Annotated in this window: 22 protein-coding genes and 1 pseudogene; 12 read left to right on the top strand and 11 right to left on the bottom strand. The window is 69.3% G+C overall.

The features are described 5' to 3' along the window. Window positions 1–51 precede the first annotated feature (51 nt). From QMG73_RS29630 to QMG73_RS29610, 5 genes are all read right to left on the bottom strand, one after another. Window positions 52–1,872, bottom strand: a complete 1,821-nt coding sequence (locus tag QMG73_RS29630; RefSeq protein WP_281901136.1) for a VirB4 family type IV secretion system protein — start codon at window positions 1,870–1,872, stop codon at window positions 52–54. Then, entirely contained in the window at window positions 1,869–2,834 is a 966-nt protein-coding gene (locus QMG73_RS29625; RefSeq protein WP_281901135.1) for a PrgI family protein, read from the bottom strand. Before QMG73_RS29625 ends, QMG73_RS29630 begins: the two co-directional genes overlap by 4 nt. Further along, window positions 2,831–3,769, bottom strand: a complete 939-nt coding sequence (locus QMG73_RS29620) for a conjugal transfer protein TrbL family protein (protein ID WP_281901199.1) — start codon at window positions 3,767–3,769, stop codon at window positions 2,831–2,833. Before QMG73_RS29620 ends, QMG73_RS29625 begins: the two co-directional genes overlap by 4 nt. Beyond that, on the bottom strand, window positions 3,769–4,179 hold the full coding sequence (locus tag QMG73_RS29615) for a pilin (RefSeq protein ID WP_281901134.1): 411 nt from the start codon (window positions 4,177–4,179) through the stop codon (window positions 3,769–3,771). Before QMG73_RS29615 ends, QMG73_RS29620 begins: the two co-directional genes overlap by 1 nt. Window positions 4,180–4,834: 655 nt before the next feature. Continuing rightward, a complete protein-coding gene (locus QMG73_RS29610; protein ID WP_281901133.1) occupies window positions 4,835–5,908 on the bottom strand; it encodes a hypothetical protein in 1,074 nt (357 codons plus the stop codon). 1,056 nt (window positions 5,909–6,964) lie between these two features. On the opposite strand from QMG73_RS29610, the gene QMG73_RS29605 reads away from it, so the two are divergent. The 8 genes from QMG73_RS29605 (at window position 6,965) to QMG73_RS29570 (ending at window position 13,385) form a co-directional block, all read left to right on the top strand. Further along, a complete protein-coding gene (locus QMG73_RS29605) occupies window positions 6,965–7,900 on the top strand; it encodes a hypothetical protein (RefSeq protein ID WP_281901131.1) in 936 nt (311 codons plus the stop codon). Then, entirely contained in the window at window positions 7,893–8,873 is a 981-nt protein-coding gene (locus QMG73_RS29600; protein WP_281901129.1) for a TRM11 family SAM-dependent methyltransferase, read from the top strand. The genes QMG73_RS29605 and QMG73_RS29600 overlap by 8 nt, the downstream gene beginning before the upstream one ends. Continuing rightward, window positions 8,870–9,775 carry a hypothetical protein gene (locus tag QMG73_RS29595; RefSeq protein WP_281901128.1) on the top strand — a complete coding sequence of 302 codons (906 nt, stop codon included), beginning with the start codon at window positions 8,870–8,872 and terminating at the stop codon, window positions 9,773–9,775. The genes QMG73_RS29600 and QMG73_RS29595 overlap by 4 nt, the downstream gene beginning before the upstream one ends. Next, a complete protein-coding gene (locus QMG73_RS29590) occupies window positions 9,772–10,347 on the top strand; it encodes a DNA cytosine methyltransferase (RefSeq protein ID WP_281901127.1) in 576 nt (191 codons plus the stop codon). Before QMG73_RS29595 ends, QMG73_RS29590 begins: the two co-directional genes overlap by 4 nt. 16 nt (window positions 10,348–10,363) lie before the next feature. Then, on the top strand, window positions 10,364–11,164 hold the full coding sequence (locus QMG73_RS29585) for a hypothetical protein (protein WP_281901125.1): 801 nt from the start codon (window positions 10,364–10,366) through the stop codon (window positions 11,162–11,164). Next, entirely contained in the window at window positions 11,154–12,335 is a 1,182-nt protein-coding gene (locus QMG73_RS29580; RefSeq protein ID WP_281901123.1) for a DNA-methyltransferase, read from the top strand. The genes QMG73_RS29585 and QMG73_RS29580 overlap by 11 nt, the downstream gene beginning before the upstream one ends. A gap of 112 nt (window positions 12,336–12,447) precedes the next feature. Next, the gene (locus QMG73_RS29575) at window positions 12,448–12,696 is read left to right on the top strand and encodes an XF1762 family protein (protein WP_281901121.1); all 249 of its coding nucleotides are present in this window, start codon (window positions 12,448–12,450) and stop codon (window positions 12,694–12,696) included. A gap of 194 nt (window positions 12,697–12,890) precedes the next feature. Beyond that, a complete protein-coding gene (locus QMG73_RS29570; RefSeq protein ID WP_281901119.1) occupies window positions 12,891–13,385 on the top strand; it encodes a hypothetical protein in 495 nt (164 codons plus the stop codon). Between the two features lie 19 nt (window positions 13,386–13,404). On the opposite strand, the gene QMG73_RS29565 is transcribed toward QMG73_RS29570, so the two are convergent. From QMG73_RS29565 to QMG73_RS29545, 5 genes and pseudogenes are all read right to left on the bottom strand, one after another. Continuing rightward, entirely contained in the window at window positions 13,405–17,820 is a 4,416-nt protein-coding gene (locus tag QMG73_RS29565; protein ID WP_281901117.1) for a hypothetical protein, read from the bottom strand. Continuing rightward, complete coding sequence (locus tag QMG73_RS29560; protein WP_281901115.1) at window positions 17,820–18,965, bottom strand: ATP-binding protein; 1,146 nt, start codon at window positions 18,963–18,965, stop codon at window positions 17,820–17,822. The genes QMG73_RS29565 and QMG73_RS29560 overlap by 1 nt, the downstream gene beginning before the upstream one ends. 197 nt (window positions 18,966–19,162) lie before the next feature. Then, on the bottom strand, window positions 19,163–20,905 hold the full coding sequence (locus tag QMG73_RS29555; RefSeq protein WP_281901112.1) for a hypothetical protein: 1,743 nt from the start codon (window positions 20,903–20,905) through the stop codon (window positions 19,163–19,165). Next, window positions 20,902–21,234: a helix-turn-helix domain-containing protein gene (locus QMG73_RS29550; protein ID WP_281901110.1), complete on the bottom strand. Its 333-nt coding sequence runs from the start codon at window positions 21,232–21,234 to the stop codon at window positions 20,902–20,904. The genes QMG73_RS29555 and QMG73_RS29550 overlap by 4 nt, the downstream gene beginning before the upstream one ends. Before the next feature lie 4 nt (window positions 21,235–21,238). Continuing rightward, window positions 21,239–21,664 (bottom strand): annotated as a pseudogene (locus QMG73_RS29545) (tyrosine-type recombinase/integrase); the annotation flags it as partial. A 9-nt stretch (window positions 21,665–21,673) separates the two neighbouring features. On the opposite strand from QMG73_RS29545, the gene QMG73_RS29540 reads away from it, so the two are divergent. The 4 genes from QMG73_RS29540 (at window position 21,674) to QMG73_RS29525 (ending at window position 25,419) form a co-directional block, all read left to right on the top strand. Continuing rightward, window positions 21,674–21,979, top strand: a complete 306-nt coding sequence (locus tag QMG73_RS29540; RefSeq protein ID WP_281901106.1) for a helix-turn-helix domain-containing protein — start codon at window positions 21,674–21,676, stop codon at window positions 21,977–21,979. 87 nt (window positions 21,980–22,066) lie between these two features. Next, the gene (locus QMG73_RS29535; protein ID WP_281901104.1) at window positions 22,067–23,539 is read left to right on the top strand and encodes a site-specific integrase; all 1,473 of its coding nucleotides are present in this window, start codon (window positions 22,067–22,069) and stop codon (window positions 23,537–23,539) included. A gap of 477 nt (window positions 23,540–24,016) precedes the next feature. Next, the gene (locus QMG73_RS29530; protein ID WP_281901102.1) at window positions 24,017–24,256 is read left to right on the top strand and encodes an integrase core domain-containing protein; all 240 of its coding nucleotides are present in this window, start codon (window positions 24,017–24,019) and stop codon (window positions 24,254–24,256) included. Window positions 24,257–24,639: 383 nt separating this feature from the next. Beyond that, entirely contained in the window at window positions 24,640–25,419 is a 780-nt protein-coding gene (locus QMG73_RS29525) for an SDR family NAD(P)-dependent oxidoreductase (RefSeq protein ID WP_281901101.1), read from the top strand. Here QMG73_RS29525 and QMG73_RS29520 read toward each other — a convergent pair. Next, window positions 25,413–26,774: hypothetical protein (locus QMG73_RS29520; RefSeq protein WP_281901099.1), on the bottom strand; the 1,362-nt coding region annotated here is incomplete at its 5' end. The two genes, QMG73_RS29525 and QMG73_RS29520, sit on opposite strands and share 7 nt — an antisense overlap.

Genomic DNA, 26,774 nt, shown 5'->3' with positions numbered 1-26,774 from the left:
GGGCGGGCGCCGGGTCGGTCGCCAGGTTGGAAAGTATCGGGGGTGGGGGTTTCACAGGTCGTCCTCGTCTTCTTGGTCGTCGTAGAGTTCGGCGGGGTTGGTGGTGCACAGGGCGTGCTCCTGTTCGGAGCTGATGGCTTCGAAGCCGGTGCGGGCTATCCCGCAGATGAGCAGTCCCTGGCCTTGGCGGGCGCCCAGCAGCAGCCGGCGTTCTCCGCCGGTGAGGGAGAACGCGTCGGCGAGCGCGTCGATCGCTTGCGGGGCCTGCTTGAGCAGTACCTGGGTGGCGGCGTTGGACACCACGGCCTGGCCCAGTTCGGTGCCGAGCACGTCTGCGACGTCCTGCGTGATGACGGTGAGTCCGGCGAACCGTTTGCGGGCCGCCTTGCTCATGCGGAACAGAAACCGTGCGCCTTCGCCGTCGCGCATGAGCAGCCACGCCTCGTCTACGACGACGATGCGGCGCACCGGCGGCGTCGCCGCGGACCGGGACTGGACAGGTAGGTCGACCTGCCGCCAGATGTGGTCCAGGGCGAGCAGGGTGCCGATGGTGCGCAACTCGTCGGGCAGGTGCCGCAGGCTCCACACGACGAGGTGCCCGAGCGGGGCGTGGGTCGTGGGGCCGTTGAACAGGTCGGCGAAGCTGCCGTGCACCCACGGCGCTAGCCGGGCGGCGAGCTGCGCGGCGGCCGGCTCGGGGTCGGTTTCCAGGCAGCCGACCAGGTCTTTGAGCAGTGGCGCCGGGCGGGTGTGGGTGTGCGGGTCGGCGGTGATGCCGGCCTGCCGGTAGACGGCCAGGATCGCCCTGTCCAGGGCGGCGCGCTCGGCCGGCGGCGGCGGGTGCCCGACCAGGACCGAGATGACGGTGTGCAGGAACAGGCCGCGTCGGGTCAGGACGTCGGGCCGGTGGTCACCGACCGGTAGATCGAGCGGGTTGATTTTCACGCCGGGCATGCCGAGTCGGACCACGGTGCCGCCGACGGCTTCGGCGAGCCGCAGGTACTCATCCTCGGGGTCCACAATGGATATGTGGACGCCCTGGTACAGGTTTCGGAGCACTTCGAGTTTCACGAAGTAGCTCTTGCCGGCACCGCTCCTGGCGAGGACGACGGAGTTGTAGTTCTCCTGGCTCCACCGGTCCCACCAGACGATCCCGTTGGAGGCCGGGTTGACGCCGTAGAGCACGCCACCGGTGACTGGCGGGTCACCCGGCAGCGGCGCCGGCAAATCGGGGCTGGCAAGGGGAAACGCCGCTGCGAGGGCTTGGGTGTCCATGGTGCGCAGCATCTGCAGCGAGTCGGTCGCGAGGGGCAGAGTGGTGGTCCAGCCGGCCAGGTGCCGCCAGGTCGCCGGCTGCACCTCCAGGAGCGTGGACGCGGCGGCGGCCTTGACCTGCGCGCACGCCTCCAGCAGCTCGGCCTCGGTGCGGGCGTGCACGGTCAGATACAGGCCGACCCTGAACAGTTTCGCGGCGCCTCGGGCGAGGCGTTGGGCCAGGTCGGCGGCGTCCTCGGCCGCCGCCTCGACGTACGGGTCGGACAGCTTGCCCCTGTCGCTGTCCGCCCGCCGGGACGATTCGAGGCGGGCCCGTTGGGTGCGCAGCCGCGACGCGGCGACCGGCGCGGGCAGCGGGTCGATGTGCAGGGCCAGGTCGAGCCGGCCTGGCCAGGCCAGCAGGGGCTCCAGCCAGCCCGGCCCGACTTCGGCCGGATACCCAGTCACCACCAGGGTGGCCGCGTACCCGTCACCGACCCGCAAGAAACGGGGGGTCACCTCCACCGACGCCGGCGCGACCACCCCGGCCACCCCACCGGTGGAGGTGGCTGGAGTATCACGGTCGCGTGCGGTCCGGCGGTGCAGTAGTCCTTTCATGACGATGCCTTCTTTCTGCGGGAGCGTGGGGGTGGCGCCCCGGTGATCACCGCGTCGGGTGCGGCCAGGCCGCCTTGGCGGGGCGGCCGGTACGGGTCGGCGCAGGCCGCGATCGCGGCGGTGGCCGCGTCCCCATCCAGGGCACGGGTGGTCACACCCAGCCCCGACAGCGAGCGGACCGTGTCGTCCGCGCGGCGGCGGGCGGCATGCCCACCGCGTCCACCGCCGGCTGGGGCGCGGGTGACGATGAGGACCTGCCGGCGCAGCGGATCGCGCCGGTGGGCCAGGTCGTCCAGGAATCGGGCGTGGTCGGCACAGGCCGTCTCCAACGCCGGGTGCGGCAGCCGGTGAGCAGAGTCCTGCAAGCCGGTGGCGTGGCTGGCCAGGTTGACCGGCTGCGCGGAGACCACCACCTGCGTCGGCGTCGACAGGCTGTTGAGCCAGCGGCCGAACGTGTCCACAAGGGCCTGCTGCTCGCCGGAGGTGCGCAAGCCGAGGTTCACGGTGGTGGCCGCGACGATCGCCGCCGACGCGCCCGGCAAGGCGATCTCACCGTCGTCGGCGATCGCTTGAGCGGGCAGTTTCAGCGGCGCCGGCAGCGGCATCCGCCCAGCCGCAGCGTCCACCCAGCCGGGTGTGCGGCTGGCCGTGTCGGTGGTCGACAGCGCCTTCGACGCTCGGTGGTGACGGACCGAGGCCAGCAGCCACCGGTCCATCGGCAGCCCGTCGCGGCGCCCGACGGCCAGCCCGAACACCAAACCGCCCAGCACCACGCTGGCACCTAGCACCACCGGGACCGGCAGCAGAGTGTGCAACGACCGCCAACCGCCGTAGAACACCACGGCGGCGATCGCGAGGATCGCCAACTGCCGGAACGTCAGCCCGTACAACACTTTGTCTGGCGCGTCCACGTCTGCGGGCATGCGGGCGCGGACCTGTTCGTCATCGCGGGTGCCGGTCATCGGGCCACCGCCCGCGCTCGGCCCAGGCCAGGAACGGCCCGTGTCAACTGCTGAACGACCACCACGCGGACGGCCGCGCCGAGGAAGCTGGTGTTACTCCCGGACTGAGACATGTACCGGCCGATCAGGCCGGGGATCTTGACTGTGTACCAGAGCAGCACCATGACGACGAACAGGTTGAAGATCGGGCCGGGATCCAGGAACTTGCCCAGCGCGGGCTTCATGTACTGCGGATCGAGCAGCATCCACTGCCCGGCCTGCAGCATCATCGCCTGCAACACCGGTGTGGCCAGGCAGCCGGCGTAGCTACGCCACCACAGCCGTGCGATGCCGTCGGTCTGCGGCAGCGCGTGGCAGGCCAACGCGAGCGGCGCCGCGGCCGTGAGCACCAGCAGCGTGGAGAACCGCACGACCAGGCTGAACGCGGTCATCGCGAGCAGCACCGTGATCAGCAGGGCGACGATCGCGAACAGCATCGCCGGCAGCCCGGACTTGTCGCTTGAGGCGGCGTAGACGTGTGTCTTGATCGCGACGAACGCGCCGTCCGAGCCGTGGCTGGGGTCGGACAACGCCTCGGTCAGGCCGTTGGCCACGTCGATGGCCATGCCGCACAACAGCTGGGAGAAATGGGCGCTAACGAATCCCACGACCAGGCGGGGGGCCAGGTCCTTGACCGTGTAGCGGGAATTCTCATCGCCGCCGGAGATCATGACCAGGATCCCGGCGGTGACGAATGCCAGGACGAAGACCGTGTCCACGACCCAGGTGGCCCGTCCCGTGAGGGCCTGCACCTGCGGCATGCCCGTCACGTTCGGTGTGATCAGCAGGAATCCGGTGATCGCGCCGAGAACCGCGTCGAAGCTGGCGAGGATCTGCTCGCAGACCCAGTCGAGGAACCGGTTCAGGATCTCCACGACCGGGATAAGCCAGCCCATCACGGCTTCCCGACGATGCCCTGCACGACCTCGAGCAGGACCGGGGCCAACACCGCCAGGCCGTAGCCGATCAGAGCGTTCTTGCCCGCCCCTTTGGCCTTGTCGACCTGGGCGGGATCGCCGCCCGCGGTGGCCCAGTAGACCCCGGCCAGAACGAGGAACAAGGTGGCTATCGCGGCCAGGAGTCCCATGATCCAGTCCTGGAGCTTGTCGATGACGACGGGCAGGCTGTTGGCCGCCAGGTTGACGGGGGTGCCCGGGTCTGCGAACGCCGCTGCGGGCACCGAGACCAGGAGCACGATGGTGGCCAGGTGTACGGCGATAGCGCCGGCCCGAGCCCAGGTGAGGCGCCGCCGTGCGGCGCGACGGAACAGGAATGTGAGAGCGCGCGGAACTCGCGTGCGGGACATTGGGGTTCACCTCCCGCCCCGTGCCGCACCTGGGCGGGTGCGGGCAGCTGGGGCGAATGCCGTAAGACGGATAGGGGTCCGCCGCCGGTCATGGCGGGAGGTGAACGGGCGAACCGCGTGGTGATCCCCGGGAGGAGCTCGTCCTCCCTTGGCGGGTTGGCGGTTTCGATGTGGTGTCAGCGCATCAAAAGGGGCGCGGCACCCGGGGCACACGAGACGCGCGTGCCTCCGACTAGCCCGACGGCGGGCAGCGTCCCCGGGGACCGGGCCTTGGATGGCGCCGACGAGAACCGCTGCACCCACCAACCGGTCTTTGACAGATGTGGCGAACACCCTGCGATCTGGCAAGGGCATTCAGGGATCTGACAGTGCAGGTCAATTGGCGTATCCGGGGATCGGCGCGCGGGCCCGGAATCGGCGATCAGCGGCGCGACAATCGCGCCTGTCAGATCGGCTGTCAGATTCTGTGTCAGACCAGGAGCACCCGACAGTAGGTGGCTGCGGTCGGTGCTCACGTGCTGCGGTGTGCGCATCCGCCCAGCGGGCAGCGGCTGACACGCGGCGGCTGACATGGCTGGCCCAGGCATAGCGACGGGCCCGGCGCGGTGGTCGCGCCGGGCCCGCCGAGGACAGGACGGGTAGGGAAGCTGGTCGTTCAGGCCGCCGCGGCGGCGGGGCTGGTCCGGGGACGCCGGCCGCCGCGGCGTGCCGCGGCGGCCTTGCCCGCCCGGATCTTGGTGCGTGTGTCGTGGCGTTTGGCCAGTTCCTCGCGCACCTGGGGGGAGAACGGTCCGGTGAGGATGCCGGTGTTGAGCGCCCACGCGAGGCGGGTGTCGGCGCGGTTGAGGCGCATCCGCAGCATGTCCAGGTCGATGCCTTGGGCCTCGGCGACCAGTTCGGGAGTGCGCCGGCCCAGACGGATCGCGATGTACGGCTCGACGTCTTCGCTGTCGATGAGCCCGAGGGCCTGCGCGCGGTAGACCAGTAGGTCGACGTGCCCGTACGGCTGGCATGGCAGGCGGGACGTGGCGGCCGCGTGTTCGATGTCTTCCACGAGCAGGTACCGCTGCTGGGCTAGGCGCAGTTCCCGGCCGGCGCGCCAGGCGGCGAAGCACAGGCTGGCGTGCGGGGCGTCGCGGGCCGGGTCCACGCCGCCGCGCAGGGCCTCCAGGAACCCGGTCAGGACCTCCGCGTCGATGTCGGCCGCCTCGCCGCGGTACCCGGCGGCGAGGGTGCCGGCCATGGCGACCAGTGCCGGCATGGCCATCCCGACGGCGGCGATCACCCACTCTGGCTTGCCCTGCCGGGCACGGCGGATCAGCTCCCGCCACACAGCGTCACGGGCGGTGTAGGCGTTTGGATGTGCCATCAGCCAGTCCCGCAGTGCCGGCAACGGCACCTCGTCGGGCGGCACATCAAGGTCATTGCCGGATGGTGCCGACGCGCTGAAACTGCCGGCGGTTGGGTCGGCGCATCCGGCGGCGGTCGTGCGGCGAACATCGGACTCGGCAGTGCCGTAAGTGCCGGTCCCGGAAGTGCCAGAAGTGCCGGATGCGGCAGTGCCGGCGTCTGCCGTTCCGGCAGTCCCGCAGGAGGAAGCGCCGTCGGCGATCAGCGCCGCGCAGTCGAGGGTCAGCGGTGCCGGGTCGATAGTCAACGCCGCGAACGCTTTGTCGGCGGCCTGCAGCGCGGACGCCGGCCAGTCGTCGTGGAGGTCGGACTCGCTCATGGGGATGGGCTCCAAACCGAATGCAGTGGGAGGTGCCGCAGGCGCGGCGGTCGGCCCTAGTGCGCCACGGCCCTCTGACAGCGGTCTGACAGAGCAGGTCAACGGCGGTTTTCGCCCACTACGCGGTACGCCCAACGAATCTGACAGACATCGACTGTCAGGAATAAAAATCTGACAGCGCGTCGGCTGTCAGAGACTTTCTACGTGTTGAAAACCGGCCGCGAGCTGCACTGTCAGACTTTCCGCACCCGGCTCGGCGTCCGCCGCCGGGCGCGGATGGCAGCCGCCGCCGAACAGGCGCGACGGAGCTGATTAGGCTCTGGGAAAGCCCAGCCGCGGCCGGAGGCCCGATCTGACAAGGCTCTGACAAACACGCCCCTGTCAGAACCGTCCGCTGCACCCGGCACCTTCGATCTCCCTGGTACACCTGGCCCGGTGCTACCTTCACGCCGCGATCGATGTCGGCGCCGTAACACCGGCGCCCGCGGCGGCGCCGCTCTGGTTGGACTGCCGTGCGCAGTTCCGGCGCATTCGGCAGTTCGGCCCGTCGAAGGTCCGAACCGCCACGGCGCTGGCGAGTGGCCACAAGTGCCGACGGCACTGCCCAGCGACGACTGCCGTGGCAGTGCCGAACTGCCGAAAGTGCCTCAGTGCCAGCGGCAGTGCCGAACTGCCGAGCCCGACCGGCACCGCCCGCAGGAAGGTGCCGGCACTTCGCGGTGAGCCACGAAACCGCGGTGGACCCGAAGTGCCGAACATGCCGGCACATCCCACCGCGCTGTCCCGTCGGTTACCGACAGTGGTGGCCGCTCGATGCCGCGAGCGGCCACGGATCTGACAGCGCGGCCGCTCGAGGCGTTCGCCGGCTGACAGCAGCGGTCCGCCTTGCCCACAACACTCCCACCAAATATCGGGACACAACCGGGCTGTCATGGCCTTTCGGCGGCCTTGTCAGACGCGAATCGCGGTTGTCAGATCCGGGGATGTTCGTCCCATCTGACAAGCCCCGGTTGGTGGGTGTCAGCGCATCACGGCGCGGCGCGGAGCCGACATCGCATGAGTCGATCCACACCGCACACCCCGCAGCCCCACGGCGAACCGGCCCACACCGGCGGCGCCGACCCGACTGTTCTGGTTGATCTGGTCGCCGGCGACCCGCCGGTGCCGATCACCGTGTGGCGTACCGCCCGCAGCGGCGACGACCCCACCACCACCATCCCCAACCGACTGGCCTACCGACTGGTCGCCGCCTACAGCCGCCCCGGTGAGGCGGTCGTCGACCTGTCCGACGGTCACGCCCTGACCGCCGCATGTCAGCGCGGCGGGCGCCGGCACCACAAGGCGTGGTTCACCGACGCCGCTTCGCTGATCATCGGTCCGGCCACCCCGCCGGGCGCCGAGCCAGACAACGAGACCGACACCGACCTCGACAACGAGATCGGGGCCGACCTGGACGGGCCGGAGCCGCCAGACCTGGCCGCCTGGTTCGGCGACGACCTCACCGACCCAGCACTCCCGCCGGCCGGCCCGCCGGTCACCGCCCTGCCCCCGGATGCCAGCGTCGCCGGCGTCACCAGCCTGGTGGTCGCCTGCTGGCCCCTCGACGAGTCGGGCGAGGCGGCCAACCGCGTCCGTCTGGCCTGGCTCCTCGCCGCCTGCGCGCAGCTGCTGCGCCCGGGCGGCTGCCTTGTCCTGGTGGTCGGCACCCCGGTCGGTAAGCCCGCCACGCCGGAGGACTTCCGTCCGCTGGTCGCGGCGGCCTCCGCCGCCGGGCTCGGCTACCTGCAGCACATCGTCGCCGTCGGCGCCGACGCCGACGGCGAGGCGTTCACCTACTTCGCCACCGACGAGGAACTGCTCGCCCTCGCGGCCGGCCAGGACGGCCAACGGTGGGCGGTCGCGCACGTGCGGGTGCACGCCGACTGCTTCGTGTTCAGCCAGACCCGTCCGCCCACCCGGCGGCGCCGGCGGGGTGGTGGCGCCCGTGCCTAGGACCATCACCCTGGTCGGCACACCCGACCCGGACGACAACGACCGCAGCCAGAACACGCCGAAGACCGGCGCTGGCCGCGGTGCGCGCCGTGATGCCGTCGCCGAGCCGGGCCAGCTGTCGGTCTGGGCCACCGCCCAACTGACCGGACCAATGCAGCGCCGCGGCCGGTACGTACCCGACTCGGTCCGGCACCCGGCGCGGATGCTGCCGGCGATCGCCGCGCACGCCATCACCTCGTACACCTCGCCCGGCGACCTCGTGCTCGACCCGATGTGCGGGATCGGCACCACGCTGGTCGAGGCGGCGCATCTGGGCCGGGACGCGATCGGCGTCGAGTACGAGTCCAAATGGAGCGATATCGCAGACGCGAACGTCGCCCACGCCCACCGGCAGGGTGCCACCGGGCGGGCGTCGGTGGTGCGCGGCGACGCGACCCGCATGACCAGCCTGCTGCCGGCCGCGCTGGCCGGCCAGGTGTCCCTCGTCGTGACTTCGCCGCCGTACGGGCCGACCGTGCACGGCCTGGTCCGGCCCGAGGCCGGCGCCGGTGTGCACAAGTCCGACAACACCTACAACGACGGCACCGACAGGGGCAACCTGGCCTACCGGGACCTGCCCGGCCTGGCCGAGGGGTTCGCCGAGATCCTGGCCGGCTGCGCCACCCTGCTCAAGCCCGGCGGGGTGGTCGTGGTGACCGCCCGGCCGTGGCGCAAGCGCGGCGAGCTGGTCGACCTGCCGTCGGCGGTCATCGGCGCCGGGATTGCCGCTGGTCTGGTCCCGGTCGAGCGGTGCGTGGCGCTGCTGGCCGCTGTCCGTGGCGGGCGGCTGATCGCCCGGCCGAGCTTCTTCCAGCTCTCCGCCGTGCGTAAGGCCAGGACGGCCGGGGTGCCGATGCACCTGATCGCCCACGAGGACGTGATCGTCCTGGCCAAATCGCTCCCCCAGCCCACGGGGGAGGGGGATGCCGGGTGACCCAACCGACGATTCGACTGTTGTCGCTTGGTGCCGGGGTACAAAGCTCCACCTGCCTGCTCCTGGCGGCCCACGGCACGATCCCCAGGTTCGACGCCGCCGTCTTCTCGGACACCGGCTGGGAGCCGCAGGCGGTCTACCGGCATCTCGAGCGGATGACCGGCATCGCGCAGCGCGCCGGCATCCCGGTCGTGCGGGTCGCGGGCGGCAACATCCGCTCCGACGCCCTCGACCCGGCCCACCGGTTCGCCTCAATGCCTCTCTTCTCGCTCGGCCCCAACGGCGAGAAAGGCATGGCCAGGCGGCAATGCACCAACGAATACAAGATCAAACCCATCAAGCGGGAGGTGCGCCGCAGGCTCGGCTACCCGCACCCGATCCGGGTCCCGGACGGGGTATACGCCGAAGTCGCGATCGGCATCTCCCTCGATGAGGTAGTCAGGGCGCGGGACTCGGACGTGCGCTACATACGGCACGTCTTCCCGCTGCTGGACCGTAAATGGCGGCGGGAGGACTGTGTCGCCTACCTGGCCGAGCACGGCTTGGGCGACACCCCGAAGTCGAGCTGTATCGGGTGCCCGTTCCACGACGACGGGTTCTGGGCCGACCTCAAGGCCGCAAGTCCGGCCGAGTGGGCGGACGCCGTCGACTTCGACAACGCGATCCGGCACGGGTCAGCGCGGGCCAACGCCGACGGGCAACCGTTGCGCGGCCGGTTCTACCTGCACGCGCAGCGGGTGCCCCTCGACCAGGTGGTCCTGCGTCCCCGTGCCCGGCGCTCGCCCGATGACGCGCCGGGGTGCGGACCGTTCACCTGCCCGCACCCCAGCGAGTCGGTCGACGCGGTCCCGCCGGAGCCTGCGGACGCCGGCGCCGCGACGGCCGGGCGGGGGGTGGCGTGAACAGTGCCCACTTGGCCCGCCACCCCGAACCATCCGGCGCGGGACTGCGGATCGGATCGCTGTGCACCGGGTTCGGCGGCCTCGACCTCGCCGTCGAACTGGTGCTCGGCGGCCGGCTCGCCTGGTACGCCGAAACCGACCCGCACGCCAGCACCGTCTTGGGCCACCACTGGCCCGATGTCGCGAACCTCGGCGACATCCGTACCGTCGACTGGGCCACGGTCGAACCGGTCGATATCGTCACCGCCGGATTCCCCTGCCAGGACATCTCCAACGCCGGCAAGCGGGTCGGCATCGCCGGTGTCCACAGCAGCCTGTGGACAGCCGTCGCCGACGCTGTTCGCGCACTACAACCGGCATACGTCTTTGTGGAAAACGTGGCCGCGCTCCTCCGCCGAGGCCTCGACGTCGTCCACGCCGACCTGGCCGCGCTCGGGTACGACACGAGCTGGCTATGCCTACGCGCATCCGACATCGGCGCCGCCCACCGACGCGACCGGCTGTTCCTGCTGGCCGTCCGGGCCAACCTCCACGCAGGCGATGCGGACCCTGCCGACGCCCTGCGCCCGTGACGGCAAAGGCCCAGGCATGCAACGCGGCCTGCCCGACCTGGTCGAACCCGGCGGCAGCCGCCACGCCCTGCTACCCACCCCCACCGCCGCGTCCGCCGGCTCCAACCGGTCACCCTCGCCGGGGGCGGCCCGCCGGCCGAGCCTGCCGCAACTGGTCCGCGAACAACTCACCCCCGGCACCCTGCTGCCAACCCCCACGGTGGCGGACTCCCGCTCCTCGGCGAACGCCACCGCCGGGCGGACCGCGCCGCTCTCCGGGCACGCCGGTCGTACGTTGACCGACGCCGCCCGGCTGCTTCCCACTCCCCGGGCCAGCGACGGTGCGAAAGGCTGTCCCGGGCAGCGGGGATCGCACGGGGACCTGACCCTACCCTCGGCGGCGGTCCAGGTCGCCAAGGTGCTGCCCACCCCGACCGTGTCCGACGGCCGAGGCCCGGGCGTGCGCACCGGCGGCGGGTCGAACTTGCGCACTACCGTCACTGCCCTCCTGCCCGACCCGGCCAGCACGGCCGGGCCGGTGCCGGATGCGGCCCGGTGGGGCATCTACGCCGACGCGGTCGCCCGCTGGGAGGCCCTGCTCGGCCGGCCGGTCCCGGACCCGACCCAGCCCGGGACCCACGGCAAGCCCGTGCTGGCGCCGCCGTTCGTCGAGTGGCTGATGGGGCTACCGGCCGGCTGGGTGACCGACCCGGCGCTGGGGTTGCCGCGCACCCTCGCCCTGAAGGTGCTCGGCAACGGCGTCGTCCCGCAACAGGCCGCGGTCGCGTTGCGGCTGCTGCTATGTCCGCACCGGTGGGCGGTGCCCGATGACCAGTAATCGTCACCGCGCACCCGAGTCGTCCACGTTGGACGGCTACCGGTACTGGCAGCGTGGGCCGGTAGAGCTGTACTTGGGCGACGCGGCCGAGGTCCTGGCGGCGATGCCGAACGGCAGCGTCGACGCCCTGGTCACCTCGCCACCTTTTTGGGGCCTGCGGGACTACGGCACCGGCCTCTGGGACGGTGGCGACCCGGCCTGCCCTCATCTGCTGGGCCGCACCCGCCGCGCCGACGGCGTGACTTGCCCCCGCTGCCGGGCACGGTGGGTCGACCCGCAGTACGGGCTGGAAGCCAGCCTGGACGACTACCTCGACCATCTGGTCGCGGTGTTCGACCAGGCCAGGCGGGTGCTTGCCCCGACCGGAACCTGCTGGGTGAACCTCGGCGACAGCTACAGCGCCGGCACCCGCCTCGTCTACGACACCACCGGGGGGATCGCCGGCAGCCGCCAGCTGCCGGCCGGTCGCCGGCCCGCGCCGTTGCCGGCGAAGAACCTGCTCGGGGTCCCGTGGCGGGCGGCGTTCGCCCTGCAAGCCTCGGGCTGGATCTTGCGGAACGCGGTGGTGTGGGCCAAGTCGAACCCGATGCCGGAGTCGGTGCGAGACCGCCTGTCGGCGACCTACGAACTGCTGTTCCTGTTCACCAAGTCACCGCGGTACTTCTTTGACCTCGATCCCATCCGCGTCCCGCTCGCCAGGCCGGACGCCGCCGACGGCACACGGATCATCGGCGGCGTCCACAAGGGACTCACCGGTGGGGTCGACGCCACCCGACGGCGGCGAGGCAGCAGCAGGTACGGCGCGAACAAGCACACCGGGGAGCTGGCGGCCGGTGCCGGGTCGGGCAACCTGCGCCCTGTCGGGCACGCGCACACCGCCGCTCACCCGGCCGGTCGCAATCCCGGCGACGTGTGGCGCATCGCCACCCGCCCGTACCGGGGCGCGCACGTCGCCCCATTCCCGCTCGACCTGCCGCTGCGGGCCATCGCCGCCGGCTGCCCCGAAGGCGGCCTCGTCATGGACCCGTTCTGCGGCGCCGGCACCACCGGGCTGGCGGCGCTGCAACTCGGGCGCCGGTTCGCCGGCATCGACATCAGCGCCGCGTTCCTGGACGAGACGCTGACCCGGCTCACTCCGCACCTGCCCGACTCGGGGCAGGTGGCGGGATGAGCCTGCGGACCGTGCCGGTGTCGTTCAAGCAGGCCGGCCAGTTCGTGGCCGACTGGCACCGCCACCACCGGCCGCTTGACACAAGTTCTCAGTCGGCGTCGCCGACGGGGACGTGCTCGTCGGGGTGGCGATCGTCGGGCGGCCGGTCGCCCGGCACCTCGACGACGGCCTGACGCTCGAGGTCACCCGGGTGGCCACCGACGGGCACCGCAACGCCTGCAGCCTGCTGTACGCGGCCGCGTGGCATGCCGCCAAAGCCCTCGGCTACCGACGCCTGATCACCTACACCCAAAAAGCTCTCAGGTTCGCGATTTCTGAAGCATCGGTGGCCGCGAACTGGAGTAGTGATACCACCTGGTGAGCCTAGACTGGCTCGCGTTCGCGAACTGGGCAACATACTCCGTAAGGCGATTGCGGGATCTGAGCCGGCTTGCCCGTGCACGGTAGGCAAGACGATGCCGATCGTGCGGCGGCGTTTCCTCCGGACGCGTCGCTGCCTATCCTGGCACGCGATAGCCGTTCCGGGAGGTGCCGGTGTTGCTCGCTGATGGCCCGATGATCACCGACTGGATCAGCGCGATCGGGCAGGTTCTCGGTGCGATCGGCACTTTCGCGGCGGTGGCGGTTGCCTTGGCGATCGCCATCCGGGATAACCGGCGGCTGGTCGCCGAGGCGCGTGATCGCGAGGCTGGTGTCGCTCGTCTGGTGACCGCGATGGTCCGCCGGGACGTCGGCCTGACCTTCCTGGAGATCCGGAACGACAGCCCAGAGACGATCTACCACCCCGTCGTCGAGCTCACCGCTTCCGGGCCGTTCCGCTACCGGGTGACCGGGCAGAAGGTCGAGGAGCGCAACGGACGTTTCGTTGTTGCGGATTCGCGGGACGAGGCGGTCGCCTTCGTACCGCCGCACGACAGCTCCCGCCTGCTGGTCGAGATGAACGGCACGTCCAGCGGTTCGGTCATTGTGAAGCTCGGCTTCACCGATGCGGCGGGCCGGCAGTGGGTTCGGCTCGGTGATGCACCCCCTCAGCGCGAGCTCACCGCCTGAGGATGCGGCGGGGCGTGAGTCAGGGCCATCGCCACTGCTCACAGACCTCACGCACGCCTCGCGCGATGGCCACCCGGTCGTCGTCATCGACGAAGGCGTTGACGAGTGCCACGTTCCCCGCCAGCTCGCGGAGGAACTCGGCTCGCGGCAGCGAACTGAGTTCCGAGAGGCGCAGATGTACGGTGAGCAGCAGCTCACTCGTGCCGTCGCCGAGATGCTCACCGAGCCGGACGCCGGCCCTGGCGAACATGAGCAGCGCCTGGTAGCGGGTATCCGGCGAGGACAGCCGCACGAGCAGGGCACACAGCCGCTCGTGGTGTTCCGCGTCCTTGCCTGTGCGTACCGCAAGCGAAAGCAGCTTCAGTATCGTGTCGTCGTCAGAGGCGTTCCGGGCCTGGTCGACCAGGATCTCCATCGTCCGGTCCACCCCGAGATAGCCCAGGAGCATCAGAGCCGCCGCACCCATCGAGGCGGCGGTGTCGAAGGCCCGGACGATTCCCTCCGCCGTCGTGGTGAATTCCGCTCGGTTCTCGCGCAGTGATTCTTGCCCACGGAAGAGCGCCCAGAGGCGCGCGAAGCGGCTGTGCAGCGCGTGAATCTCCGCGACGATGAGCCGAGCGTTGTCCCGGTTGGCGGAGGGCAGCAGCGCCGCGAGCGCACTCGCCCGTTCGGGCTCTGGGAAGTCTCGCAGCAGCGCGACAGCCCGGCTGATCTGGTCCTGTTCGAGGTGCGGTGCGAGTTCTGCCAGGTATCGGACCCGCAGTGTCTCGAAGCCGTACGACTCGCGGAACTCGTGGTCCTGCACTTCTCGTCCGATGATCTTCGCCGCGACCGATGGGCCGAGCGGCTCATACTTGGGATGCGGACGTAGCATGCGGCTCCAGTCCTGGTAGAGCACGTTGAACGCCGCTTTCTCGATGTCGCCCGGCTCGTCGAATCCGCGAAGGGATGCGGCCAGGTCCACGAACAAGCTGCGGTCGCCGCTGGGCAGGTCCTCGGCTATGCGCACGAGGACGGCAAGGTGCTCGGGTCCGAGTCCCGGCGCGTGGTGAACGAGCTCGCGAACCGAAGCGGCCAGGACGTTCGCGCGGAACTCGGTCGGCAGGACCTCGTCGAGCCGGGGAAGCGCACGAACCCGGCTCAGTAGGGGCGACGCGAGCAGCAGTTGCTCCAGGAAGCGGTCGCGATGCCGTTCAGCCACTGGCGCAATTATCCATCGGGCCATCTTCGCCCGCTGGTCGGCTTCCGACATGTCGTCGGGATGCGGGTCTCCCGGTAGCGGCATGCTGTCGAGGCCGGTTAGCCGGAAGTATTCGGCGCGGTCCGCCTCGTTCATCCGCTCGCCGTGAGCGGCGTCGAGGAACGGCTCGGCATAGCCCGGGAACCGGGCGGTAGTGAACTCCGCGAGCTCGGCCTGCCGCCGGCCCGCATATCGCTGCACGTGCGGAAGTAGGTCGATCAGGATGTCGATCCGGGCCGGGTCGCTGCTCACGTAGCTGTAGGCGTCGACGAGCGCCATGGAGGTGAGCATTGTGGCATCGACCGGATCGCCGTCGACGAGCCGGTCGAGGATCTTCCCGCCGAGCCAGGCACAGGGACCTGTCGCGGGCGCGCGCATGGCTAGGTCAGCCGCAGTCCTTCGGCGGTCCCCGTCCAGCCTGTCGAGCATCTCGGCGATCAGCTCCGCGGTCTGCACCTGCCGCTGCAGCAGGAATTCGTCGGGCGAGTCCAGGGAGACGACCTGCTCGATCACGCGCGGAGCGGACGGCAGATCCATCCGCAGATAGTCCCGGTACCTTTCGACGGCGTGGTCGAAGAGTCGGCCGGCGAGCGCACGGTCGGCGATCGGGGCCAAAGACCGGAACACCGGCTCGCGAGCGACGTACGGCAGGTTCTTCGCGTACTCGAACGCGCGTTGAGCATCCTGCGACGCGAGTGCCGGGGCCAGCGCGTTCACCACGGCCGCACGGACGAAGTCGTTGGTCCAGTCCCGGCCCCACGACTGGCCGTCGCCCTCACCAAGCCTCTCCGGAATCTCCATGGCCGCGTCAAGAGCTCGGCTCGCCATCGGCGCATTCAGAAGGCTTGAGCAGCTCAACAGGGCCACCGCCCGCCAACTGTAAGTGCCCAGGGAATTGACCGAGGGCAGCGCCAGAATCTCCTCGAACACGACCTGCGAGACCCGCTCGTCGCGGTTCGCGTGGTGGGAGAGCCCACGCAGTGCGTCGGTCCGGTCGTTGATGCTCATCCGTCGCACCGTCGTGAGCACCTTCGGATCGGCGACCGCCTCCGCCGCACTGAACCGTTCCCCGCTGCGTGTGTGCAGGACCGCGTCAACGTACGCCCAGCCGTCCTCGATGCCGGTGGCTGCCTCAAGCGCCATGTCCTCGATGGCACGCCTGGCAGCGGTCGCCTCGGCCGAGCTGCCATCCGCGATCTCGCGCAGAACCCACGCTAGTTCCCGGGAGTCCGCAGGCCGCCAGTTCAAACGCAGGATGCGCTCGAGGGCGTCGAGGCTGAGCCGAGGCGCGAGGAGTCCGAGACCTCGGTTGCGGACCTCGGTCCGGGTAACTCCCAGGAGTGTGGCGACGAGCCGGACGGCATTCGTCTCATCGAGGTGGGGACCAACGAGTTCCAGGGCCATCAGCAGCGGAACGTCGTGCGGGTCCACATCATGGGTTTTGAAGAGATCGGCGGCGTAGCCGCGTTCCGGCTCCGCGGGCAGCTTCAGGATGAAGTCCACAATAGGTGTCAGGTCGGCTGCCTCGACCAATTCGGCGTCCACGTCGGGCCAGGCGTCGAAGAAGCTGCCTCGCGTCCGATAGTTCTCCTCCATCGCGCGGCGGAGCAATCCGCCCATCATGCGCCTCGCGATAGCCGGTTCGACCCGGGCCTCCGACGCGACCCGATCGAGGTTATGCAACTGCAGCGTTAGGAACTCGCGGTCGAATGTCTCAGAAGCGAAGTCATCGACGGCGTCTGGTGGTCCGCCTCCGGCAGCGACTGCCATTGCAGCGATCGTCGGGGCAATCCCTCGGGTAACCGTCTCTCGCACGAGCTGGTGGGCATCCTCGTCGGCCTCACCGCTCTCCGGCTCCACGGGCTGGCGCGCCTCGGACTGCGCGGACAACATGTCGCCGTTGAGGAGCTCACCCTGTTCGAAGACTGGTCGTATCGGCGTGTCCTGCCTCCGTGCGGCTCCTTCCGGCTGGTTCATCAGTGCGAGCGCCCGGTCCACCCAGGCGCTCTCCAGCGCCTCCACGGCGAAGGCCGTGAAAGGCTCCTCCCCCCGTCCCAGGTGCGCGTCGGCGGCGCGGCCAGTCCTGATCAGAATCTGCCGCAACCACCACAAGCGCTCCTGGTCCTTCGCCCATTGTGGCGACTTATAGCGCTCCGCTGGCGTGTAGACAGGCGGCTGCCATGAGACACCGACGTCCTGCAGGCTGATCGTGTACGCCGTTGCCAGCGACTCCCACTCCTCTTCTGACGCAGCGCATCCCATACACCCAACGAGTGCGGTAGGCATCTCACCCGGCTTCGGGTACGCGGCCACCAACGGCACGGCGTCGCGCAGCGCCGTCAGGATCTGCGGTCTGCCGACGTAGTCGCCGTAGGTGATCTCCATTCCGTCTGCCATCAACAGGTCGTCCAGGGACCTTGGAGCCTCGGCAGGGCGCCGGTAGGGTGTGGCCGCCATCTCACTGATGCGTGCGGCCTCCCGCAAAACGTTGTCGATGGTGGCCTTGACCAGGGCCGGCCGGCGGGCCTCCGGGTTAGCCAGCATCATCGCCACGGCGTCGGGCGCGCTAAGGACGGTGTTGCCGGATGCGCGGCGCTGCCAGATTGCTTGGGGATCGTTCGGCGCCATCGGGCACAGGGCGAGGCGATCGGCCACCGCACGTTGCTCGGAAGCCTCGAGCAGGGAGATCGCTTGCAGCAGCTCGGCAGCGGGCATCTTGCCGGGAGCGACGAACGCCAATGCGGTGAGCGATGCTTGCACAGCGCCTCGCTCGGCGTCTTTGAATTCGCCGCGCAGCATAGCGATGTAGGCGGAGGCTTGGCGGCCCCGGTCCCGGTAGCGCCGGATCGTCGCCGTGGCACGGTCGACGGGCCACGCGCCAGTCCGCACCGCCCTCGACACGACGCTGTCCGGAAGGTTCTCCGACGAAGCCATCGTCGAGCGCACCACACAGAGCTGAACCAGCCGTCGCATGATCAGCCGCGCCGGAGCGGTCCCCGCTGCGATCTCCTCGTGCAGGCTGTCGAACGCCAAGGCGAGGTCCGCGGCGTAACCAGACCAGTCGAGCTTCGCCGAGTCGAGGTGTTGCCGCAGCCAGTAATCGGAGGCGAACATGTCATAGATCCGCGCATCTCCGGCTCGGTGCAGCTGAGCGGCGAGTACTTCCAGGGCGACTCTGGTCGGTTCGTCAGCCATCAGTGTTGGTTCCCGCCGAACATGTGCTCGAACAGTGGGTCCGCGATCACCTGGGAGACGTTCTTGAGGTCGATGCTGGCGTTGGCGACGATGTCCTGGCGGTGTAGGAAGTCGCGGAAGCTGGCGTGGTAGAGGCTGTACCTGGCAGGCGACTCTGATCTGTCCGCGTGCAGGAACTGTTGCCATTGGTTGAGGCGACTCTGCACGAAGGCCGGCGTGGCCTCGGTCGTCACTGGCTTGAGGATGAAGGAGATCATCCCGGCGGACAGCGGGGTCCCCGCCTCGCACAGGACGTAGAGGATCCAGGCGTTGACGGTCGGGTCCCGTTCGGCAGTCATCCCCATGAGCTTCCAGTGCTTTTCGTAGTAGTTCTTCAGGCCGCACGGCAACTCCCGCAGGAACCGGTCGAGATTCAGTACCGTCGAGGAGGCGATGTCGTTCAACGTGTACCAGAGGTACATAAAGTTGCCTTCGCTCATCTCGCCGAGCCGTTCCACGAAATTCGCGCGGCCGACGTTCGAGCCGTCGACCCGGCTGGCGATCGGAGCGTCTTCGAGTCTGTTCTCTAGGTACTGCCGCACGTCAGCCATGGTCTCGGCTTGGTAGTCGCGGAGGCTGATCTCTTCAAGCGGGCCGTCGAAACGAAACGCGCTCTCCTCGCGGCGTGTGGTCACTACCAGGTAAACGCCCTTACCGACGATCGTCGGTAGGAAGAGTGGATTGGCGTCGCCGGTGTCCGGAGCGGCTTCATCGAGTGCGTCGACGGCGATCACCAGCGGCAACTCGTCCGGCAGCCGCCCCCGCAGCTCCTCGAAGATCTGCTCGACGGTCTCGCCGTCGGCATTCCCAACGTTCCTGGTCGCCGCCGAGAAGGTTCCGTAAAGCTGCGTCATTTGTCGGGAGAGGCTGTGGACGAAGTGACGGGTCGTGTTGAGGCCTTGCGCATGCAGGTTGAAGTGCCCGATGCAGCGCGTGCGCTGGACGTATCGGGCGAGGATCGCGGTCTTTCCCGCACCGGGGTCACCCTCGATGACGACGACGCCGCGGTCTTGACTCCGCAGGAAACGATCGACGGCGTCGAAAATGTACGTACGGCCGACGAAGTCTGCCGTCTTGGTACGGATGAGGTCCTCTGCTGTAGACATGGCCACATTCCCTCTGACGACAACCGATCCTTCAGCTTGCGCAGCCGTTAGCGGTCCCGCAAGAGAACCACCGTAAAGGTGACATCGGCGGACGTGCGCACCTCTCCGGCGGCCTCTAACTGTGCTTGCGCACAGTGACCCAGTACGCATCAAGTCGAGGTGTTCCAGGGAGGGCCACTCGCGGCCACAAACTTGGGTTACGTCAGCGCCGTGAGGTCGGGGTGGTCGATGGTGGCGGTGTAGCGGCTGCCGGCCTTGACGCTGAGGCCGAACAGGTCGGCGAGCCGGCGGACGTCGCCGCCGGTGGCGTGGGCTTCGTCGAGGATGCGGTCTTGGCGGAGGTTGGCGGCGGACAGCTTGGGTCCGAGGGCCTGCCATACCCATCGCCGGCTGACCGGCACGTCGCTGCTCGCGGTTCTCGTGGTGACGAACAGGTACGGGCTGTTGGTGTGTGGCCACCGTGTCTGTCGATGGTTGAGGTACGCGGTGAGCGCTTGCTGGACGGGTTTGGCCAGCAGTATCGATCGACCGTCGAGGTGCAGCGTGCCATCCCGGACGTCGGTGAGGCGCAGCCGTTGCACCTGGCCGGGTCCGAGAGCGTGGAAGGCGATCAGCGCGGTCACGGCGGCGTGCGCGGGCTTGCTGGCGTTCAACGCGTCTCGCAGATCGTGGAGGTCTACCGGCAGTGGTTGCTGGTCTTGATGCCGCCCTGTGGGTATCCGGGCGGTCGGGTCGGTGAACAGCACCTTCCGGGCCTTGAGGAGACGAAAGATCGACTTGAGTCCTTGTCCGGCCTGCGCGCGAGGATTGCCCAACGGTGGCAGGTCCCGCACGACGTCGTCCCGGGTGATCTCGCGCAGACTGGCGTGCCCCTGCGCGGCCCACCGGAGCAGCGTGGGCAGCGCCCATCGCAGATGCAGCTCGATTGTGGTTCGGCTGCGTGGCCTGCGCCGCGGCGGAGTGGGGTTGCCGTGACGCATCACCTCCAGCCAGTCGCTCACCTCTGCGGCCATCGGGTCGGGTAGTTGCGCGATCTGGCTCGCGGCCCAGGCGTCGAAGGCGGGATCCCTGTCCTCGGCGAGCATGCCGATCTCGCCCAGAACCCGCATCACGGCGCCGGCGGGCAGGTCGATCGTGGTCAGCAGGGTCGCCTCGCTGGCGCGGACGGGATCATCGCGGTGATCGCGCAGGCCGAGCGCGATCCGAAGACCTGTGCAGGTGTCGCGGAGGAGGCGGTCGGTCCAGCCCAGCAGCGCCGCGATGTCACGGGCGCGCTCCTCCAGCACGGCGGCCTGCTGCGGGTCGGCCCGACCGTCCAGCGCAGCGCGTCCACGGCCGGCCAGCACCCTGCCGGTCGCGGGCAGCAGCACAAGCTGCCGCCACTGCGGCCACGCGGGCCCGCCGGCCTGCGGCGCGTCTGACCACACCTTGGCAGGTTTGCTGGGCTTGCGGTGTGCGTTGCGGTGGAACATGTCGGCCAGGAACAGCTGCTGTCCGCGCCGGTTGGCGCCCATAGGGTCGAGGTCGCTGCCGGGGTCACGCAGCATCGCGGCCTGTCGGTAGCACAGCCGGCACACCTTCACGCCCGAGCTCGCCAGGTGCACGATCCGCTGGCAGGTCGCGCACGGCCCGATCGTCGGGTTGGCGCGGCGCCATTGCCAGCAGCCCAGGCACAGCCAGCTCTGGTTGCGCGTCGCGCCCCAGGCGTAGCAGTCCAGGCAGGAGTCGACACTGGGTGGGGCGTAGCGGTGGCAGCGTCGGCACAGCCCGGCGGTGAAGTAGCCGGTCGTAGCGCCGCACCGCACGCACGGCGGCGGGTTCACCGGTCCGCCGGGCCAGCAGGCGAAGCAGAACTTCACCCCGCGCATGGCCACCGGCTGCTGCTGGCAGACCGTGCAGCGGGTCAGCCGGGCCGCGTGGACGCTGTGCGGCACGGTCATGCCGGTGGCAGCGAACGGTTGCGGCCCAGTCGCGGCGCGACGGGTGTGCCCGCGCGCTTGGCCGAGCTGCCGTCCGCGGCGCGTTTGAGTTCGTCGCGGCGCGCTTTGACCTGCTGTGGCTCGTGCAGCAGCAGATCGGCCGGGGTGCAGTCGAGCACCGCGCAGAACACGTCCAGGTCGTCGAGCCGGATCGACGTCGGCGTGGTGGTCCACAGCGCGGACATCTTGCCCGCGCTGATCTCCAGCCCATGCTCGGCCAGCAGCCGCCGCATCTCGGTGGACTTCCAGATCCCGCGTTCGGCGGCCTTCAGCCGCAGGTTCCACCGCATCCGCTCATCCTTTCCCGCCGGCCAGCCGGGCCGCCACACGCTGGTTGGCCTGCACCCACACGCGCTCGATATGCGACTCGTGGACGTGGATGTACCGGGTCGTGGTCGACAGCCACGAGTGGCCTAGCAGCTCCTGGATCGCTTTGAGGTCAACGCCGCTGGCATACAGCGAGGAGGCGCAGTAGTGCCGAAGTCCGTGGGGGGTCAACTGTCCGTTCCACGCCGGCAGCCACCGCTGCACCGCATCGGCCAGCCCGGTCCGTAGCGCGTTCGCCCCGACCCGCAGGCATCTGCCGGTGAGCCGGTCGCGGCGCTCGCTGGGCAGCATCGGCGCATCCGGGTCGTCCCAGTCGTCGCCGAACTGGTGGCGAACATCGCGCAGCCACCAGGTCAGCAGGTCGTCCACCGCGTTGATCCCCGGCGCCAGGACTGCTTTGCGATGACCGTGCCCGACCACAACATCGCCGACCACCCCGGCCCCGAAAGCGGCCAGCCCGACAACATCGCCTGGACTGTCGAGCGGATCCGCGCCCTCGGCCTGATCACCGACATCGCCACCGCGGCGCAGATCTTTGGTCTGTCCCGCGCCGTCGCCTACGACCTCGCCAAACACGACCGGTTCCCGGGCGCTGTGCTGCGTTTCGGCAGCCGCTACCGCGTACCGGTCACGGCGATCCTGCATGCCCTGCACCTGCCCACCGGCGACGAGCCACCACCCGACCCGCCCCCGCCGACGGCGACTTGATCTGGTCGCCGAAGGCACGCGTCGATCACCCCGTCGGAAATCCGCAGCCACCGGCTGCCCCACAAACCCCCGAGGAGCCACACCACCATGGCGGAAGGATCCATCCACAAAATCTGCACCTGCCGCGACCCCGACGGTAAGAAACTCGGCAAACGCTGCCCCCATCTCTACCGCGCCGGCGGGACCTGGAACTCCCACCACGGCAAGTGGGGATACCAACTCGAACTGCCCAGAACGCCCGACGGCTCCCGCCGATCGCCGCTGCGCCGCCACACCTTCGACAGCAAGGACACCGCCGCTGCCGACCGCAGCCAGGCCATCGCGCTGCTGGCGCTCGCCGGCGACGACACCGCCCTCGCGACCGAGATCGCCGACCTGCTCCAGCAAGTCAAGGCCGGAGCCCCTCTGCCCGACCGCGACACCATCGCCAAGCGCGTCAACGCCGGCCTTCCCGCCAGCGTCGACATGACCGTCGGCGAATACCTGCAGCAGTGGCTGGAATCCCGGCGCAAGATCGAGCCGGGCACCAAACGCGCCTACGCCTGCCACATCCGCGTGCACCTCACCCCGCACCTCGGCGCCATCCCGCTGGTGAAGCTGCGGGTCGAGCACATCTCGGCGATGTTCACCGCGATCACCGACTTCAACACCGCCATCGAGATCGCCCGACAAAGCCAGGACCCGCAGATCCGCGCCACCGTCCGGGGAGTGCGCACCACCGGCCCGGCAACCATGCAGCGCATCCGCGCCACCCTGCGCAAGGCACTCAACGACGCGATGGCCCGCACCAACTACCGGCTGATCGACTTCAACCCGGCCAAGCACGTCGAACTGCCCTCGGCGAAACAGCCCAAGCCCCGCGTCTGGACGGACAAAGCCGTCGCGCGGTGGCGCGAAACCGGACAGAAGCCCAGCCCGGTCATGGTGTGGACCACCGAGCAGGCCGGCCAGTTCCTCGACTACGCCCAGGACCACGACATCGCCCTCTACCCGGTGTTCGTGGGGATCATGCACCGCGGGATGCGCCGCGGCGAGGCACTCGGCCTGCGTGACAACACCGTCGACCTCGACGACGCCCTCGTCACCGTCGACCTGCAGCGCACCACCGTCGGCTACGACGCGGTCGACAAGAGGGTCAAATCCGAGTCCGGCAACCGCACCTTCGCCCTGGACAGCTTCACCGCTACCGCGTGGCGCGCCTACCTCGCCCGCCGCGCCCGCTGGAAGCTGATCAGCGGCAGCAACTGGCCGGACACCGGATGGTTCTTCGTCCAGCCCAACGGCGAGAAATGGCACCCTGACACCGTCAGCAAACGCTTCGACAGCCTCGTCCGCGACGCCGGACTGCCCCCGGTCCGGCTGCACGACCTGCGCCACTGCGCCGCGACCTACCTGAAAGCATCCGGCGCCGACCTCACCGACGTCAAAGAACTACTCGGGCACTCCACCATCACCATCACCAGCAACACCTACACATCCGTCATCGTCGAACTCCAAGTGGAACGGGACAAAGCGGAGGCCGCCGCCGCGCTGGTTCCCCGCCGCCGACGGGCCGCCTGACTGGCACCCCGGCCTCTGGCGGGGTCCCAGCACAGCTGGCCGCGGGGAACTGCTCCGCTACACCCCGCTATCGGTGGGATTGCGACCCATGGTCAATTCCGGATCCGGCCGGTCCACCGCGTTGACCTGTTGGCCGCTTCCGGACTCCTGCTAGGCAATGCGTTCGCCTTGCTTCCGGCGTGTGGCGGCGGGTCTCCACCTTTCCTCTTACAGTGGCGGGGCGCTTGCTGATGACCTGCCCGTGGTGTGCTGTGTTGGTTTCTGCCCACGCGCGCGGCCAGCTGCGCCTGGGTTAGGTCCGCTGCCCGCCGCCACTCGGCCAACCTTCGACCAAGGTCTCTACGCGCCTGTGTCAGTTCGTCGCCGACGCCGTCGACCTGGCCCACCGGCGCGGCCTCGTCGAGCCCGGCGCGATCTTCCACTCCGACCGGTCAGTACACCTCGGCCGAGTTCCGGGCGACACTGACGCGGCTGCGGATGCGCGCGTCGATGGGCCGTGTCGGGTCCTGCTACGACAACGCCGTCGCCGAGTCGTTCTTCGCCACCCTGAAAGCTGAGATCGGCACCCGGGTGTGGGCCACCCGCGCCGAGGCCCGCCAGGCCGTGTTCGCCTACCTCAGCTACTACAACCACGACCGTCTACACTCGACACTCAAGCATCGCACCCCATACGAAACCCGCGTCTGCTACCGTCAGCCCATCGCCCTCGTGGCTTGAAACCCCGGTGTCCGGTCCTGGGGTGGAACCTCATAGCTCGCCCCTGGATCTGTTCTGGAGAGTAGAAATCTCGGGTTCGGGATTTACCGGTGGCGAACCCAAGTACGGGTGGTGCGTGATAAGCGCAGCGCTGAGCTTGGAGCCGGGAACCGGGATCGTGGCTCGCCGTCGTGGTCGGGTTAGCGGCTGCGTTCAGTGCGGCTCGTCAGTAATTGTCCTCGCCTCAGCTGGTCCGATGTCGGTGAATGCGTTGGCGCGTCACCGGCACCCGGCATTGTAGGCGCGGTGTGACCGACCGGAGCCGCACGGCGCTTGCTTCCGTCGTGAGGCATGATCGCCCGCCGAGACTCGGGGCTAGGTGGCACTGTGGAGGCATGTCAAGAATGGATCTCGGTCTGCGTGGAAACCCGGTGTTGATCACAGGCGGCAGTCGTGGATTGGGGCGGGCAACCGCGGAAACGTTGGCGGCGCAGGGCTGCCCGTTGGCCATCTGTGCCCGGGAGGAACGTCCGCTATTAGATCTTGCGGAGTCGTTACGGGCGTCGCATGGGATCGAGGCCTTCGTCCGGTCGGTCGACGTGACGGATCACGAGCGCCTGGCGGAGTTCGTCGCCGAGGCGGCGGACTCTCTTGGCGGGTTGCGTGGGGTAGTGGCGAACGCGGGGGGCAACCGCGGACGAGGGCTGCTGGAGTCGCAGTCAGTTGATTGGACGGCGACCTTTGACCTGAATGTTGGGCACGCGGCGACTGTTACCCGTGCTGCGGTGCCCTATCTCGCTGACGGTGGTGGGGGCTCGGTCGTGTTCGTGGCGTCGATATCGGGGTGGAAGCCTTCGCCGCCGGCGCAGTACGCGGCGGCGAAGGCTGCGCTCGTGCATATGGCGACTTGTCTGAGCAGGGAACTGGCCGAGCACGGAGTGCGGGTCAACGCCGTCAGCCCAGGCTCGATGCTGGTCCCTGGCGGTGGCTGGGACCGGATGCGACGAAACGATCCGGACCGGTTCGGCCAGTTCCTCCGCGAGTTCCCTGCGGGGCGCCTGGTCGATCCGGCCGAGGTGGCCGAGGTGATCGCATTCCTGCTCAGCCATGGGTCGCGGGGCGTTAACGGTGCGCACATTCCGGTCGATGGGGCGCAGAATGCGCCGAGTGCTCGCGGTTACTGATCTCGAACCAGGTCGTTCAAGGAGTTCGCTGCGGTGATGACGGTGCTGGCCTCGGCGTTGAACCGTTGGACGGCCGGCTCGTCCCGGTAGGGGGTGAGTCGCTGTTGGAAGGCGCGGACGGCTGCGACGCTCCGGCCGCTGGATACCTGTCTCATCTGATCTAGAGCCTGGGTCGCGGCGTCGAGCGCGCCTTCAAGGTCCCTGCCTTGCCCTTCGATCCGCGCGGTCGCCAGGACGGTCAGGCTGAGCGCTCGCCGTCGACCACGGCCGGCCGTCCGCTTGGCTGCGAGCTGTGCGTGGCGTTCTGCGTTCTCGTAATCGCCCACGGCGCTGAAGCAGTGGGCCATTTCCGCGGTCAGGTATGCGTGGTCCAGGTGGCGGACGCATCGGGTGGTGTCGTCTTGTCCGCCGTTGGAGTCGATGGCTTTTTCCGCGTCGTGAAGCGCTCGGGCAGCCTTCGTGCGGTCTTGCAGGGCGGCGTGGGCGCGTGCTCGCATGGCGTGCAGTCGCATGGTGCCTAGTGGGCTGCTGGCGTGAGCGGCGGTCGCGAGTCCGACTTCGGCGAGGTTGAGCGCCTCGGCGGGTTTGCCGGCCGCGACGGCGAGGTGGGATAGGCCGGCGAAGATCTGTCCGGCGAGGACCTTTTCGCCTGTTTCGGCGCACAATCGAACGGCCTGTGTCATGTACATCTGTCCGAGCCCGAAGCCGCCGCAGTCGTAGCTCATCCAGCCGGTGTTGGAGGTGAGCTGGGCCGCTGCGGTCAGCAGCGCGGTTCGCTCTGGACCGTCGGGGGTCTGTGCGAGCCGGGGGAGAACGGTTTCGGACAGGTAGCTGACCCCTGCCAGACGGGCGTGGCCACCGCCGAAGCGGTTGTCCATCTCGTCGAGCATCTCGATCATCTTGTAGGTCGCGGCGACTGCGGGGGATACGCCGTCGTCGGTTGTTTGCTCGACAGTCTGGTTGACCAGGCTGAGTAGCCAGTCTCGTTCCACGCTGACGAGTGCCGCGCCCACCAGCGGGGCGGCACGCAAGAACGATCGACGCGAGAGGTCATGGGCGCACATCTGTATCAACACTGCCACGGCATCGGACAGGTCGCGATACCAGTTGGTAGCGTCACCGACGTTTGCGGCGAGGTCGTCGACGAAGGAGCTGCTGGTCGCGGCGTCCCGACCTGAGAAGCGGGCCCTTCTGCGGCGGTTCCGTAGACCGATCTCGCTGTTGGTCTGTACCCCGAGGACGGCTTTGAAGGCTTCACGGCGTGGCCCTCGCGGCCAGGTGTTGACGCCTTGCTCGATCTTGCCGATGAGGTTGGCGGTGATGGGCCCGTCGGGGTCGCATTTGTCGGCGAGGTA

The organism is Phytohabitans aurantiacus (genome assembly GCF_027923225.1).
Classification (GTDB): Bacteria; Actinomycetota; Actinomycetes; order Mycobacteriales; family Micromonosporaceae; genus Phytohabitans; species Phytohabitans aurantiacus.
This window is presented reverse-complemented; position numbering and strand designations above follow the sequence as displayed.

Coding starts and splice junctions, on each gene's coding strand:
- QMG73_RS29630 (WP_281901136.1), bottom strand. CDS start 1,872: ATGAAAGGACTACTGCACCGCCGGACCGCACGCGACCGTGATACTCCA.
- QMG73_RS29625 (WP_281901135.1), bottom strand. CDS start 2,834: ATGACCGGCACCCGCGATGACGAACAGGTCCGCGCCCGCATGCCCGCA.
- QMG73_RS29620 (WP_281901199.1), bottom strand. CDS start 3,769: ATGGGCTGGCTTATCCCGGTCGTGGAGATCCTGAACCGGTTCCTCGAC.
- QMG73_RS29615 (WP_281901134.1), bottom strand. CDS start 4,179: ATGTCCCGCACGCGAGTTCCGCGCGCTCTCACATTCCTGTTCCGTCGC.
- QMG73_RS29610 (WP_281901133.1), bottom strand. CDS start 5,908: ATGAGCGAGTCCGACCTCCACGACGACTGGCCGGCGTCCGCGCTGCAG.
- QMG73_RS29605 (WP_281901131.1), top strand. CDS start 6,965: ATGAGTCGATCCACACCGCACACCCCGCAGCCCCACGGCGAACCGGCC.
- QMG73_RS29585 (WP_281901125.1), top strand. CDS start 10,364: ATGCAACGCGGCCTGCCCGACCTGGTCGAACCCGGCGGCAGCCGCCAC.
- QMG73_RS29580 (WP_281901123.1), top strand. CDS start 11,154: ATGACCAGTAATCGTCACCGCGCACCCGAGTCGTCCACGTTGGACGGC.
- QMG73_RS29570 (WP_281901119.1), top strand. CDS start 12,891: ATGATCACCGACTGGATCAGCGCGATCGGGCAGGTTCTCGGTGCGATC.
- QMG73_RS29565 (WP_281901117.1), bottom strand. CDS start 17,820: ATGGCTGACGAACCGACCAGAGTCGCCCTGGAAGTACTCGCCGCTCAG.
- QMG73_RS29560 (WP_281901115.1), bottom strand. CDS start 18,965: ATGTCTACAGCAGAGGACCTCATCCGTACCAAGACGGCAGACTTCGTC.
- QMG73_RS29555 (WP_281901112.1), bottom strand. CDS start 20,905: ATGACCGTGCCGCACAGCGTCCACGCGGCCCGGCTGACCCGCTGCACG.
- QMG73_RS29550 (WP_281901110.1), bottom strand. CDS start 21,234: ATGCGGTGGAACCTGCGGCTGAAGGCCGCCGAACGCGGGATCTGGAAG.
- QMG73_RS29540 (WP_281901106.1), top strand. CDS start 21,674: ATGACCGTGCCCGACCACAACATCGCCGACCACCCCGGCCCCGAAAGC.
- QMG73_RS29535 (WP_281901104.1), top strand. CDS start 22,067: ATGGCGGAAGGATCCATCCACAAAATCTGCACCTGCCGCGACCCCGAC.
- QMG73_RS29530 (WP_281901102.1), top strand. CDS start 24,017: ATGCGCGCGTCGATGGGCCGTGTCGGGTCCTGCTACGACAACGCCGTC.
- QMG73_RS29525 (WP_281901101.1), top strand. CDS start 24,640: ATGGATCTCGGTCTGCGTGGAAACCCGGTGTTGATCACAGGCGGCAGT.